Here is a 13039-nt window from a genome sequence, read left to right as displayed (position 1 = left end):
GATTTTAAATGGCTAAATGGTATTGCAATGATGCTGCTTTTCTTTTTGATAATTGCGTTATTGGGTCTACTCTATGGATTAATAGGTAGAATACAGCAAGGCTTCCCGTTATTAGGGTAAAACTTCAAATGAAACATTACAGCTTTATCTTTTTTGTTAACCTTTAAATGAACGTGAAGTATTAATTCATCTTAAAAACAATATCTTCCAGAGCGTAATTAGCATTAACAATAGTGTGATTGATGTCTTTTAATTGAAACAAAATTTCTTTGTGTTCTAATATTTTTCGTTGGTCAGACCCTTTAAATAAGTCATTCATTAATTGAGCATAATTTTTGGAAAAGTCGTTAGATACTTGAATCAACGTGTCGGTGTTTTGATGAATTTCTACATAGTTTTTGGTAGTTAGTAATTTCAATCCATTGTCTAATAATGTAGCTTCCTTTTGCAAAAGCTGCAATAGAGATTCGTAGCTTTTTAACGAGTAAATTTCATAGATTTCAACTTCGGTAAGTAGGTGTTTAATTTTTCGTACGATTCTATTCAATTGAAAATAGACTCGACTTATAGCCTCTTTATCTACAGGTGTGATAAAGGTTTTATTGAGGTCTATTAATGCAGTCTGTCTATTGGTTTCCGCTTTCGCGAAAGCGTTATTAAAATCTTCCGGAAGGGTTGTTTTATCATTCTTATAAAAGTCGCAAACACGCTGCACAAGGTTCAAACAATGTTGCGATTGTAATTCCATTTTTGTGAAAAAATCTATTTTTTCTGGTAGAATATATTTTTGAAATTTTTTTAAAAGATTCATTTTTTTTAGTTTTAATTAAACAGGTTAAATAAATAACAAATACCATAACCCAAACCAATACACGTAGGGATATTTAATAACCAACCTGTAAATATATTTTTAGTTACATTCCATCGTACGTGTTTAGGACGTTCGCCAGCACCTACACCCATTAAGGTTGTAGTAACCACTTGCGTTGTAGAAGTTGGTGCACCAATAAGTGAAGAACCAAATATAATAAGCGATGCACCCAATTGGTCTGCCATACTATGCACTAATTTTACTTTGTAAATACCAAAACCTACTGTTTTTATAATAGTCCAACCGCCAAACATTGTCCCAATAGTAATTGCCGAAGCACAGATTAAAATAACCCAGATTGGAACTGTAAATTCTGTATGTGTACCACTTGCTACTAATAACATTGCAATAACACCCATTCCCTTTTGGGCATCGTTAGTACCGTGACTAAATGCCAATAACGACACCGAAACATATTGGCTATATTTCAACAATGGTTTAGATTTCATTGTGAGTCGAGAAAATAGCTTCAATAATAATTTTACCACGATAAAACCGACAATAAAACCAGCTAATGGCGAGATAATAATTCCCGCTACAATTTTCATAAAACCTACTAATTCGCCTTGCATTAATTCTGAAATTCCCCAATGAATACTATTGCCACTTAACGCAAATAATCCTGCACCTACCAAACCACTCGTTAACGAGTTGGAAGAGGATGTGGGCAAGCCTAATTTCCAAGTTAAAATATTATAAAGTATAGCTGCACATACCGCAGAAAGAGCCACACTTTGTGCCACAAAAGTGTTTGCTTCAGTAATATTAACAAATTCGCCAATGGTATTTGCAACTGCCACACCACCAACAAAAGGTCCAATAAATGTAAAAATGGTTACAATAAGAATTGCGATTCCAGGCGACATACTTCGTGAAGCAATAGCGGTTGCCACCATATCGGCTGCATCATGAAAACCGTTGGTAAAATCGTAAATGAGTACGAGAATAATCCCTAGAATTAGTAGTGTCATTTAGTTGATATATTATTAATGATGCATTGTCATCCCTTTGCTATTTTTCTTACCTAACCAAAAATAACCAATTGTTATCGGTATAAAAATGAGGTTAAGTATGGTCTTGTAATTCCATTGAAATGGATTTTTTTCAAGCTGAAGTGCTTCTTTTGGACTTTCAGGAATCCAACCCAAAAAATCAAAAGAATAATCTAAAAACGAGGCTGTTAATACAATTCCAATAAACAAAAACAGGAATAGATAAAGCATTGGTTTCCACCCAAAATATTTACGATACACTTGAAGCATAGGCAATGTAATTAAGTCTGAAAGTACAAACGCAATAACGCCACCAAACGAAATGCCACCATACCATAAAACGGAAGCTAGAACTATATTTCCAACAGAGCACACAAAACTTAATACCGCGATTGAAGCACCTATAACTGCATTCCAAAGTAAGATGGTGAATTCTGGATAATCAGCATTGTTTTGAAGAAATAATGCTTCCCAAAATTCTTTGGGTACTAACACCATTAAAAAAGCAGAAATAACAACACCTATGAGTATATCTTTTCCCACCATAGTAACATCCACTACAAAGTGTTGGCTTCCTATAATAATTTTATCCTTAAAACTCGTGTCTTTTTTAGTCATTGGCATATCGTGACAATGGTCGTGGGAAGACATATCCATTTCAGAATGCGTATGTTCCATTGTTGTGCTATGGGTATCAGAAGCAGTTAAATGATTCCGAGCCTCATTAATAACTTTCTTCGGAAATAGTTTGGCGATTAATAAAGCAGTAACCAATATAAAAAACAGGCCACCTATTAATTCGCCCATAAAAAAAGCCCAACCTAACAAACTCAATATGATGATGAATATTTCAAACACCAAGTTTGTGCTTGAGATTAAAAAAGCAACTGCATTAGGTAAGCTCGCACCTTTAATCATAAGTGTTCTTGACATACTAGCTGCTGCATAAGAACAAGAGGAAGATATTGCCCCAAAGAATGTTGAAATTCCAATGGATTTTGGTGTGGTTTTACCTATTGAGTTGCTAATGGTTTCGGTTGAAACGAAAGCACGTATTAATGAGGATAGCATAAAACCCAAAGAGAGACCCCAAAAAAGTTCCCAAATCATACCAAATAGCGAGCTAAATAAATTCTGTATTATGTCCATTACATACCTATAGATTATTAGATGATAAAGTTAAAATAATAATACCGTTGTTAAATATACAGGTACTACAATGAGTTTTAATATCCGCATTTTGAACTAATTTGATATTCGCATAAGTGCTCAAACGCACCCAGTTTTTGTATTTTTAGCCCTATGATATTAAATATTATTTTTGGATTATTAATCCTTTTCATTATTTACGCACTCTATAAAAATAGCCGAAAAAAGGCAAAATTATTTCCTGAAAATTGGCACCCACTATTACTTAAAAATGTCCATTTTTATAAAGAATTATCTTATGAGAGGCAACTCATATTTCAAAAGAGAACGATGCAATTTTTAAGTGAAGTTTATATAGATAGTGTAGATTTAGAAATACAAGATTTGGATGAACTATTAATTGCTGCAAGTGCAGTTATTCCTGTATTTGGCTTTGAAGAATGGCATTATACCAATTTAAGTGGGATAATACTGTATCCAGACCACTTTAATGAAGATTTAGATTTTGAAAAAGGTGCAAAATCACGAGTCATTGCAGGTTTAGTCGGTACTGGAAGATATGAGAAACATATGATTTTATCTAAAAAAGCATTATATCAAGGGTTTCAGAATAATACAGATAAAAATAATACAGCAATTCACGAGTTTGTGCATCTTATAGACAAAATAGATGGTGTAACCGATGGTGTTCCTGAAAGATTAATACAACATCAATATGCTATTCCTTGGTTAAAATTGATTCATAGTGAAATGGAAGCGATAAATGATAATCATTCAGATATAAGACATTATGGTGGTACCAATGAAGCTGAATTTTTTGCTGTAGCATCTGAATACTTTTTTGAACGCCCAGATTTACTTCAAAAGAAACATCCCGAACTTTATAAAATGTTAGCGGATTGCTTTCATCAACATCCTAAATGAGACTAAGACACGATATATGAAAAATACATTCATCCTTATAATATTATTAAGTGCATACTTCTGTTATTCGCAAGAGTCAATTTTTAATATAAGTACAAAAAAAAGAGACTTAGGGAAATTGACGGTTTCAAAAATTCAGGAAAAAGATGAAACAACGATTAAAGTAACAAGCAATGCTACTTTTAAGGCAATTATAAAAGTAAATTTCAGTTACACTATTAATAGTACTTTTAAAAACGATACGTTAGTTAGCAGTACTGCAATTACCTATGTTAATGATAAAGTCCACTCACATAATGCGGTTAGCGAAACACCTGATGGTTATAAACTTGCATTGAATGGAAACAAGTTACAGCATAAAGAACCGATTTTATTTACCGGGACAATGTTATACTACAATGAACCAAAGGAAGGAACTATTGTGTTTTCTGAAGCTGATGGCGTTGAAAAAACAATTAGAAAAACAGGAAAACATACGTATAAACTATTAGGTGCTAATGGCGAAAAGGAAGCAGAATACACCTATAAAAATGGTGCGTTGAATAGTGCAATATTGCACCTCTCTATAACAACGTGCTATCTAACTAAACTGTAATGACCAATAGATAAAATCGTGTGAATTTCAGAAATGTGAACACCATTATTTTCTTTTAAGAGAGATAAGGACGTATTTTTTTTAACTTTGTCAGAGATATAAAATAAAAAATCAAAATATATAATGAGCTTACTAACAGAAAATGTAATACCAGGAAATCACGGAAGAATATTTGGAACTAACGCAAGTTCTGACGAACAAATGGGTAAAATTAAATTAGCAATTGAAAACGTAGATGGCGTCAATGATGTAGTTTTAATAAAAGAAGTATATCCTAAAGAATTTATTGTACACACTTCAAAATTAGTATCTGTAAAAAATGTTGAAGATGCAGTTAATCACATAGGATTACATTGCATCCCAAAAGGTATATTCCCAACTTTAGAGAAATAAGAAAAATTACTATAATGGATTAGAGCGATATCAGTAATGGTGTCGCTTTGGTTTTTGTAAATAATATCTTTAAAAACTATACTTCATCCGTAAAAAACCCAAACTGGTTATAAACTGGTAGCTATTTGAAGTATCTTTTACCAAAAATTGCCCAATAATATCCACATCTACATTTTGTGAAATAGAGTACGAGAGGTTCGGATTTAAAAAGAGTGGCTGCCCATCAACAGGCGAATAAATAACATTTAAATTTCCTGTAAGTAGAGGTGTAAATGGATGCGAAATAGTTACCGCACTTGCCCATTGATACGGATATAAATTTCGTGCTTCCAGTTTAAAATCAAACAAATTGGCATTGTCATTATCGGTGGCATTATATAACGCATTTACGTTTAAATATGTGCCATTTTTAAAACCATAATCGACACCAATGGTTCCTGTAAATGTATCTTCTTTCTCATTTATAGTCGCTTTAAAATAACTCATTTCGCCTTTAAAACCGATGTCTTTAATAGCACCAACCCAACCGATGCCCATTACAACATCGCGTTTTGCATAACCACCCAAAAACTGAAAATCGTAATTCCATTTGTTTACTTTATAGACCAAACCTGCTATTAAATCGTCGGGATTATCGTAAGCTTTTATAGCAAATTCAATTCCGCCTGAATAACCAATGTATTTTTTAATTCTAATAGCATCCACACCAGGGCGTTCTTCATAATCAAAATCTGTAAACGAAAAAGCATTAAATATATCGTGCGGATTCCAGATGGTGCTAATGCCCCAATTAATGCGTTGTCGTCCTACCGAAACTTCCCAGTCCTCTTTTGAGTATTCTACATACAAACGGTCAAAAACGCTATGCAACACGGTTTGGTTTCCGGTGGAAACGATTTGCAGATTCAAATAATCGTTGCTATCATTTTTTAATTGTTGCTTAAAATTTGGCGAAAACGCACTTTGATGAAATTGACCAAAGAAAAGTCGTGTTCTTAATTCGACTTTTACCGTTAAATTTTCCGTAAGAAACCATTTAAAATTTAAGCGATTGTGTAAAAAAATATCGGTTAAAACCGTATCTTTTTGTGTTAATGGATTTTCAAAAGAAATTAAGCCTTGTAATGATTTTTGATAGCCAGAAAGTTCCCAGTTTTTTGGCTTTTCTTTTTGTCCCCAAACCACAGAAGTACATAAAAAAAATGTCAAGAATACGATGTGAAATTTACTGTAGTTCATCCTTGGTAATTTGTCCATCTACAAGGGTTATCACACGTTTTGCTCTATCGATAACACGTTGGTCGTGGGTAGAAAAGATAAAGGTTGTGCCTTCTTCTTTGTTGAGTTTTGCCATTTCGTCCAACAACTCGTTCGTGGCAATAGAATCTAAATTTGCGGTAGGTTCATCGGCCAAAATAAAGGAAGGTTTAGATGCCAAGGCTCGTGCTACTGCAACACGCTGTTGTTGTCCGCCAGACATTTCTGAAGGAAACTTATCAATCTCGTCGCCAATGCCAATTTTTTCTAACAAATCTTGTACTCTCGCACGTCGTTCTTCTTTGCTTTTATGTTGTAAAAGCATAATAAATTCTACATTTTCGGCTGCGGTAAGCACCGGAATCAAATTATAGGATTGAAACACAAAACCAATATTTTCTTTTCTGAATTGAATCATCTTTGCATCAGACAATTCCGTAATATTTGTACCATCAATAATGACTTCGCCAGAAGTGGGTTTGTCCAATCCGCCAATAGCGTTGAGCAAGGTGGTTTTTCCACATCCCGAAGGGCCAATAATGGCGGTAAACTCGCCTTTTTCAACTTTTAAATCCACACCTCGTAAGGCGTACACAGGCACTTTGTCGGCATTGTACGTTCTTGTGATTCCCTTTGTTTCTATAATTGGCATAATCTTGTTTTATTTTTTTCTGATAGCTTCTAATGGTTGTAATCGCACCGCTTTTAAGGCAGGATAAATGGCTGCAACAATGGCGGTAAGAAAAACGGCAATGGTCAATTGCACAATGACGTTAAATTCCAGTTGCGGATAAATAACCGTGTCCATCCCAAATTGTTCGGCACCTTTTGAAAAACTTGCCAAATCAATACCTTTCGTTTTTGAATACGTAACCGAAAGCCATCCCAAAAGCATTCCAATAGGTGCACCGATTACACTTAAAAAGAGGGTTTCCAAAACAATCATCCAGAAAATTTTTGCACGTGCCATCCCAATCGCCATTAACATACCGAGTTCGTGGGTACGCTCTAAAATTGCCATTAGCATTGTATTTACAATTCCGAAGACCAAGGCCAACATAAAAATGAACAGCATCACGATAGATACCATATAAATTTGCGATTCAAAAAGATTGACGTCTGGTGCGATTTCGGTATAATTCTGAACCGATAAATCAGGATATTTTGCAGTCAATTCCTGTTGTACTTTTGGGATTTCGTCTTTGTTTTGCAATAAAATCGATATTTCGTGTGCAGCGTTAGGATTGCCCAAATAGGTGTTCAATACGCTGCGTTTTACATAGACATTGGCTTCATCGTATTGTTTGTTACTGGTTTTGTAAATTCCGCTAATTCTAAAAGAGCCTGTAACCACTTCGCCATTGAGGTCTTGAAAATACAGCACGATTTTTTTCCGAAGTTTTACCTCTAATTTTTTAGTCAATTCTTGACTAATTATTATTTCGTGTTTCTTGTCTTCGGAAAAATAATTGCCTTCCACAATTTTTTCGTCAATAGGGCTGATGCTTAATTCTTTTTGAGGCGAAATCCCTTTAATAGTAATGCCTCGTGTGGCACGACTGGAACGAATCATCCCGTTAGCAAGCGAATGCACACTACTTTCTTTGACTTCGGGAAGCTGTTCCACATCATTAGTAATAGATGGGTCGAGTGTGAACTTTACGTCTTTATCGTCCACAAATTTAGGGTTGTGTATTTGAAGATGCGACGTCTGAAAACGTACCGCAGTATCCACATAACCCTCAGACATAGACCGCACAAAAGCCATCATATAAATAAATGCCCAAACGCCAGCCACAACAGACCCAATCACAATTAGTGAGCGAGAACGTGACCGCCAAATATTTTTCCAAGCTATTTTAGGAATCATTTGTTATACTATTAATTTTTAAATTATTCTCGCATTGCTTCCACAGGCTTCAGTTTGAAGAGTGTTAACAATGGATAAATACTTATGATGACTGTGATGATAAAAATGACCATACTTTGGTTGATATAAATATCTGGTGTTATGGAAAACCCAAAAACAGGTGCAACACCAAACTTTTCGAAAGCACCAGCTGCGTCTTTTGCAATCACTTCTATATTAACAGGGTGTGTATGAAAATAGTAGGATACTGGCAACACCGCAGCAATTCCTATGAGTATTCCGATGACAGATTGTAAAAATATTTCAATCGCTATGGTAGCAAAAAGTTTCCAACGTTGCATCCCAATGGCGAGTAAAACCCCAAATTCGTATGCCCTTTTTTTTGTCATCATCAATATGGTGCCAAAAATGGTAAACGCAATGAGAATGTACAACACCGCAATAATAAGATAGGCACCCATTTCGTCCAAACGTCTGGCTTGCAACAAATCTGGCATTAGTTCTTTATAATCTAATACTTCGTACTGTTCGGTGTCTAAAAGAGTACTAACTTGTTGTTTGGTTTTGGCAACCACACTTTCTTTAGGTAGTAAAAATGCCAATGAAGTCGCTCGATTGGTAGCCCCTAAAAATTCCTGTTCCGCAGATAAAGACAAAAACACCATACTTTTATTAAGTTCTGGCAACGGAAATTTTACAATACCACGAACGGGATACTTTCCTGCTGCATTGACACCGTGATAGCCTTGCGAAATCAATACAAGCGTATCATTAACCGTTAGTTTTAGTTTTTCGGAAAGCCCTTCAGCTAATAAGATACCTTTGTCATTGGGCGTTAGATATGTTCCAGAAATTACTTTTTTAGAAAGTTGGGTAAGTTCGTCCTCTTTTTTAGGGTCAATGCCCAAAGTCATAATGCCACTTGTCGTGTTTTTGGCAGAAGCTAAGGCGAAAGACTCTAATCTTGGAATGATATTTTTTACTTCGGAAATGTGCTGTAATTTGACATTAAGCTCTGGATTTAACTCAAAAGAATTATCGATAGTTTGGTCATCATCATAGCCTTTTTTATGCACTTGAAGATATCCATAATACATATTTACCGAACTATCTACCACATTATCCCAAGCCCCTTTTTGAAACGAACGCAGAAAGCACGCCAAAAACACCGCAAAAGCCACCGCAAGAATGGTTAGTAAACTTTGTCGTTTGTTACGCCAAATATTTCTAAAAGCCAGTTTTAAAAGCATTGGGTTTTGTTTATTTAATTCGTTTCATATTTTGTATTGAAAAGAAACCATCTTTAATAGGTTCATCAAATTTTAGCGAGAGATATTCAAGTCTTGTTAGTTGACCTTCTTCTTCGGCAGGTACTATTTCTAAGGTGTTTGGTAGCATTTTGCCACCTATTTTTTTAATATTCTTACCTGTCATTGTGTTGATGAGATAGTTGTCTTCATCATAATATTCAGCTTTCATTTGTATAAAATCTTTCTGGTCTATCCACATCATAATTTTGCCCCAAACTACCGCAGCATTTTCTTTCGGTGTCAGTTCTATTTTCCAGCAGGTTCTGTCTTTAATGGTTTCTTCGCTTACAATTTTATGGGTGTAATCTATCACTATGGAAGATTGTTTGGCGAGGTCATCATTGGTAAAATCAGATCCCATCCAACTCTGTGACATCATTGAAGGTGGCATTTTTATAACACGGTCTATTTTGGGTTGCCAATTCCACATTTCTGTATCACGCTTTAAAAAGGCGGTGCCTTTATCTCTGGCAGGACCTGTAACCAGTATCAAGGTGTTTTCTGTTCCTATAGACCACATTTTTAACTGCATTTCACGTTGCCAATCTGGACGTACGATGGTCATTTTCATTTCGCCTTGGCTGTAATCGCCTTGACGATGGTCTTCAGATTTTTGTACAATTTGTGTAGCAGTAAGGTTTTGTGCTTTACTTTGGGTAAAGCACATCACAATGAATAGAATATATAATAGGTGTTTCATTTTAAAAATATTAAGTGACAGGTTGTTTACATTCTGAAAGATAAAAAATCTATTTTTTTACCCATTCCCAAGCATCATCAATTTCACTAATATCAAAGTAGTGTTCTTTCCAAGGCATAAAGAAATTATCTATTTTAGTACCTATATTATAAACTTCCTTTTCTGAAATTATCGCCACTTTTTTAATATCTTTCCTGTTTTTAACTAGCATTTTTAAGCTTTCTACACATGCTTTAAAGGTTACAGATTCTAATTGTGTTATTAGAATGAGAACATTAGCATAAGTATAGTCTGTTTTTACAATACGTATCAGTTCTTCTAATTCTTCAACGTCATCTTTATTGATGACACGATGTGTAAACTCAATGGCGATAACATTTCCGTGTTCGATAATTGCTTTCATCTTATTTGATTATTAAAATAGGACATTTGTTATTTTTAGTGATTACTTTTTCTACAGTACTACCCATAATACTATCAAATTTACTGTGGCTTTGCGTACCCATTAGGACAAAATCAACATCGTTTTCTTCAATATATTTGAGAATATAATGACTTGGCTTGCTATTAGTTTCTTCTAAAAGTACAGGCTTGATGTTACTCTTTTCTGTTTGGTTCTTCTCAATAAATTTGTGGAATGCTTCATTAACACGCTCTTTGGTTTCCCTACGCACTTGGTCATCTGTACGTAACGTTTTATAGGCAGGAAGCATTGAATCTTCATAAGCGTGCAGACAGGTTATAAAAACCACTTCAGATGAATTTTCTTGTAGTGCAATCGCATTTGTTAAAAGCTTTGAAGAATGTGCAGATAAATCTACAGGCACTAAAATATTTACAAACGTATGTTCAGAATTTTCTGGAACGATGAGCGTGTTACAGTCTAATTTTCTAACAATATTTTTTGCTAGTGCGCTAGAGCCATTTTGCTTTTTCCCTACAGCTACAATATCTGATTTTTCTTCGTTCAGCACTTCTTCTAGTTTCGATAAAACTTTGCCAGAGTTTACAATCGCTTTAAGGTTATTTACATTTGTGTAGGTTTCTAGTAACGGATTTATACCTTCATCCTTAATCACTTTTTCCATCGAAGAAAAAGCATCGTTGAATAAATTATTACTACCACCTTCATCATATAACTTCTTAATAACGTGTAAATGGGTTACTTTTTCCACAGGTAATTTACCTGCTAAAAAATTGAGATAAGATGCTAGTTTTTTGTCATTTGGGTTTCCTGTGGAACCTGCTAAAATTTTTAATAATGAAGCCATAATTTTTTGATTTAATTAATATTGAATTTATATTCTTTCGGTACTATTAGTAACGGTATTTTAATGTGTTTAACCAAATGATGTTCGGTATGATGCCCAAACATTTTCTGAAAGAAATCGTGTGTATGATGCCCAATGATTAAAAGATTGGGCTTCCATAATTCGATTGTATTTTTAATTTCGGTTTCAGGTCTTCCAATCGGGTCAAACTTTTTGATAGTTACATTTGGATGAATGCTATTAATTTCATTAAGCAAAACATCGTGTTTTTGTTGAATTGCTTTTTCTGCATCTACTGGTAAAATACCTGCATCAATGTTACCTATATTAAAATGGGTTACATAAATAATCCCAACCTCTGCTTTTAATGCTTTGGCTAATGTTACGCCATAGTTTGAAGCGTGCATTGCAGAAGGTGTATCATCTATGGCTATCAAAATTTTTTTAATCATTGTTTGTGTAGTTTGAAACTTCTAATAAATTTCCATCTGGGTCATAGAAATAGATAGATTTAATACTACCATTAGCACCAGTTCGTTTCACAATATCTGAGATTATAATAACATTGTTTTTCACGAGTTCCTGTCGTACTTCCTCAATAGGTGTTTTAGTAATTAAACAGATATCGGCACTTCCAGGATGTGGGTTTCTCGCCTTTGGTTCACTTTCATTACCTAACTGATGTAAATTTATTTTGTGCTGACCAAATTTTAAGGCTTTGCGATTATCGCCAAATGTAATCACGTCCATACCCAAATTTTCGCTGTAAAATTTACAAGCTCTTTTTATGGAAGCGACTGTTAAAACTAGATGGTCTATATGTTCTACAGAAATCATAACAACTTATTTTACAGGCAACACCAAAAATGGAATTTTAAGGTGCATACCAATTACCGAGATATTTTGTTTGAATAGCAAACGCTCTAAGAACGAATGCTTTCTTCGTGTCATTGCTAATAAGTCAATGTTATTATCGTTGATATATTGTGAGATTGCATCTGGTACATCTGCATCTGCTACTTCTTTAAAGTCGTGCTTGATGGTTTTGAAATAATCATCAATAGCATCTCTATTTTTCTGCTGTTCTGATGAAAGTTCTACTTCATTTGAAATATGTAATGCGTGAACCGTTCCTTCATTTAAATCAGCCATTTCTATAACTGTTGCAAGGTTTTCTTTTGTATAATGATGTTTATAATCACTAGGAAAAAGAATGTCGTCTATATACTTAAAGTGAAACCTATTTGGAATTGCCAACACCGGACAATTGGCTTTTTTAAGCACATAAACGGTATTAGTTCCAAATAGCACTTCTTTAGCACCCGTTGCACCTTGCGTGCCCATTATTACCAAATCTATGTTTCGTTCTTCGACTACATCATTAATTTCATCTGTAAGAATATTGTATGCTGAAATAACATCGTAATCGTGGTTGTTATTAGGATAGTGTTTGGCAATTTTTTCTAAAGTCTCACGCAATCCATCTTGTGAGGCTTGATACACCAAATCGTATTCGGTTTTTAATGAGGCTACACTTGTGTAACCCAAGCCTGCATTCATATTATAGGCATAAGCAGTTGGTGTGTATGTGTGTAAAAAATGAAACGTACAAGTTTCTTGTTCGTACAAATGGATGGCATATTTTATGGCGTTCCAAGCGTTGTCTGAAAAGTCTGTGGGTATAAGAATGTTTTTCATAATATGATA

At 34.4% G+C, this 13039-nt stretch carries 16 protein-coding genes; 3 read left to right on the top strand and 13 right to left on the bottom strand.

Going from position 1 to position 13039, the window contains the following annotated elements; translation table 11 throughout:
• Positions 1 to 181: 181 nt before the first annotated feature.
• The 3 genes from ACY2RU_RS02585 to ACY2RU_RS02575 are packed head-to-tail and all read right to left on the bottom strand — an operon-like array spanning position 182 to position 3012.
• Positions 182 to 811, bottom strand: coding sequence for a hypothetical protein (locus ACY2RU_RS02585; protein ID WP_490136839.1), 630 nt, complete (start codon positions 809 to 811; stop codon positions 182 to 184).
• A gap of 11 nt (positions 812 to 822) precedes the next feature.
• Entirely contained in the window at positions 823 to 1842 is a 1020-nt protein-coding gene (locus ACY2RU_RS02580; RefSeq protein ID WP_490136838.1) for an inorganic phosphate transporter, read from the bottom strand.
• Between the two features lie 15 nt (positions 1843 to 1857).
• On the bottom strand, positions 1858 to 3012 hold the full coding sequence (locus ACY2RU_RS02575) for a permease (RefSeq protein ID WP_490136837.1): 1155 nt from the start codon (positions 3010 to 3012) through the stop codon (positions 1858 to 1860).
• 153 nt (positions 3013 to 3165) lie between these two features.
• Between ACY2RU_RS02575 and ACY2RU_RS02570 the strand changes: the two genes are divergently transcribed.
• The 3 genes from ACY2RU_RS02570 to ACY2RU_RS02560 all read left to right on the top strand — a co-directional run bounded on the left by ACY2RU_RS02570 (position 3166) and on the right by ACY2RU_RS02560 (position 4924).
• Positions 3166 to 3936, top strand: a complete 771-nt coding sequence (locus ACY2RU_RS02570; RefSeq protein ID WP_490136836.1) for a M90 family metallopeptidase — start codon at positions 3166 to 3168, stop codon at positions 3934 to 3936.
• Between the two features lie 16 nt (positions 3937 to 3952).
• Positions 3953 to 4531, top strand: a complete 579-nt coding sequence (locus ACY2RU_RS02565) for a DUF6134 family protein (protein WP_490136835.1) — start codon at positions 3953 to 3955, stop codon at positions 4529 to 4531.
• Between the two features lie 123 nt (positions 4532 to 4654).
• Positions 4655 to 4924, top strand: coding sequence for a heavy-metal-associated domain-containing protein (locus tag ACY2RU_RS02560; protein WP_490136834.1), 270 nt, complete (start codon positions 4655 to 4657; stop codon positions 4922 to 4924).
• A 69-nt stretch (positions 4925 to 4993) separates the two neighbouring features.
• Here ACY2RU_RS02560 and ACY2RU_RS02555 read toward each other — a convergent pair whose 3' ends face one another.
• Genes ACY2RU_RS02555 through ACY2RU_RS02510 form a run of 10 tightly spaced genes read right to left on the bottom strand, consistent with a single transcriptional unit; the run spans position 4994 to position 13030 of the window.
• Positions 4994 to 6163 carry a hypothetical protein gene (locus ACY2RU_RS02555; protein WP_490136833.1) on the bottom strand — a complete coding sequence of 390 codons (1170 nt, stop codon included), beginning with the start codon at positions 6161 to 6163 and terminating at the stop codon, positions 4994 to 4996.
• Positions 6150 to 6833 carry an ABC transporter ATP-binding protein gene (locus ACY2RU_RS02550; protein ID WP_490136832.1) on the bottom strand — a complete coding sequence of 228 codons (684 nt, stop codon included), beginning with the start codon at positions 6831 to 6833 and terminating at the stop codon, positions 6150 to 6152. Before ACY2RU_RS02550 ends, ACY2RU_RS02555 begins: the two co-directional genes overlap by 14 nt.
• Before the next feature lie 9 nt (positions 6834 to 6842).
• A complete protein-coding gene (locus ACY2RU_RS02545; RefSeq protein ID WP_490136831.1) occupies positions 6843 to 8051 on the bottom strand; it encodes an ABC transporter permease in 1209 nt (402 codons plus the stop codon).
• Between the two features lie 23 nt (positions 8052 to 8074).
• The gene (locus ACY2RU_RS02540; RefSeq protein WP_490136830.1) at positions 8075 to 9301 is read right to left on the bottom strand and encodes an ABC transporter permease; all 1227 of its coding nucleotides are present in this window, start codon (positions 9299 to 9301) and stop codon (positions 8075 to 8077) included.
• Positions 9302 to 9311: 10 nt separating this feature from the next.
• A complete protein-coding gene (locus ACY2RU_RS02535; RefSeq protein ID WP_490136829.1) occupies positions 9312 to 10061 on the bottom strand; it encodes an outer membrane lipoprotein-sorting protein in 750 nt (249 codons plus the stop codon).
• 49 nt (positions 10062 to 10110) lie between these two features.
• A complete protein-coding gene (locus ACY2RU_RS02530; protein ID WP_490136828.1) occupies positions 10111 to 10464 on the bottom strand; it encodes a SpoIIAA family protein in 354 nt (117 codons plus the stop codon).
• A 1-nt stretch (position 10465) separates the two neighbouring features.
• On the bottom strand, positions 10466 to 11332 hold the full coding sequence (locus tag ACY2RU_RS02525) for a universal stress protein (protein ID WP_490136827.1): 867 nt from the start codon (positions 11330 to 11332) through the stop codon (positions 10466 to 10468).
• Positions 11333 to 11343: 11 nt separating this feature from the next.
• Positions 11344 to 11784, bottom strand: coding sequence for a universal stress protein (locus ACY2RU_RS02520; protein WP_490136826.1), 441 nt, complete (start codon positions 11782 to 11784; stop codon positions 11344 to 11346).
• Positions 11777 to 12169, bottom strand: coding sequence for a VOC family protein (locus ACY2RU_RS02515; RefSeq protein ID WP_490136825.1), 393 nt, complete (start codon positions 12167 to 12169; stop codon positions 11777 to 11779). The genes ACY2RU_RS02520 and ACY2RU_RS02515 overlap by 8 nt, the downstream gene beginning before the upstream one ends.
• A gap of 6 nt (positions 12170 to 12175) precedes the next feature.
• Entirely contained in the window at positions 12176 to 13030 is an 855-nt protein-coding gene (locus ACY2RU_RS02510; RefSeq protein ID WP_490136824.1) for a universal stress protein, read from the bottom strand.
• Positions 13031 to 13039 lie beyond the last annotated feature (9 nt).

This window comes from Ulvibacter sp. 2305UL32-6 (assembly GCF_058148545.1).
Note: the sequence above shows the minus strand (reverse complement) of the source record. Positions and strands in the feature narration are given on the sequence as shown.

Coding starts and splice junctions, on each gene's coding strand:
- ACY2RU_RS02585 (WP_490136839.1), bottom strand. CDS start 811: ATGAATCTTTTAAAAAAATTTCAAAAATATATTCTACCAGAAAAAATA.
- ACY2RU_RS02580 (WP_490136838.1), bottom strand. CDS start 1,842: ATGACACTACTAATTCTAGGGATTATTCTCGTACTCATTTACGATTTT.
- ACY2RU_RS02575 (WP_490136837.1), bottom strand. CDS start 3,012: ATGGACATAATACAGAATTTATTTAGCTCGCTATTTGGTATGATTTGG.
- ACY2RU_RS02570 (WP_490136836.1), top strand. CDS start 3,166: ATGATATTAAATATTATTTTTGGATTATTAATCCTTTTCATTATTTAC.
- ACY2RU_RS02565 (WP_490136835.1), top strand. CDS start 3,953: ATGAAAAATACATTCATCCTTATAATATTATTAAGTGCATACTTCTGT.
- ACY2RU_RS02560 (WP_490136834.1), top strand. CDS start 4,655: ATGAGCTTACTAACAGAAAATGTAATACCAGGAAATCACGGAAGAATA.
- ACY2RU_RS02555 (WP_490136833.1), bottom strand. CDS start 6,163: ATGAACTACAGTAAATTTCACATCGTATTCTTGACATTTTTTTTATGT.
- ACY2RU_RS02550 (WP_490136832.1), bottom strand. CDS start 6,833: ATGCCAATTATAGAAACAAAGGGAATCACAAGAACGTACAATGCCGAC.
- ACY2RU_RS02545 (WP_490136831.1), bottom strand. CDS start 8,051: ATGATTCCTAAAATAGCTTGGAAAAATATTTGGCGGTCACGTTCTCGC.
- ACY2RU_RS02540 (WP_490136830.1), bottom strand. CDS start 9,301: ATGCTTTTAAAACTGGCTTTTAGAAATATTTGGCGTAACAAACGACAA.
- ACY2RU_RS02535 (WP_490136829.1), bottom strand. CDS start 10,061: ATGAAACACCTATTATATATTCTATTCATTGTGATGTGCTTTACCCAA.
- ACY2RU_RS02530 (WP_490136828.1), bottom strand. CDS start 10,464: ATGAAAGCAATTATCGAACACGGAAATGTTATCGCCATTGAGTTTACA.
- ACY2RU_RS02525 (WP_490136827.1), bottom strand. CDS start 11,332: ATGGCTTCATTATTAAAAATTTTAGCAGGTTCCACAGGAAACCCAAAT.
- ACY2RU_RS02520 (WP_490136826.1), bottom strand. CDS start 11,784: ATGATTAAAAAAATTTTGATAGCCATAGATGATACACCTTCTGCAATG.
- ACY2RU_RS02515 (WP_490136825.1), bottom strand. CDS start 12,169: ATGATTTCTGTAGAACATATAGACCATCTAGTTTTAACAGTCGCTTCC.
- ACY2RU_RS02510 (WP_490136824.1), bottom strand. CDS start 13,030: ATGAAAAACATTCTTATACCCACAGACTTTTCAGACAACGCTTGGAAC.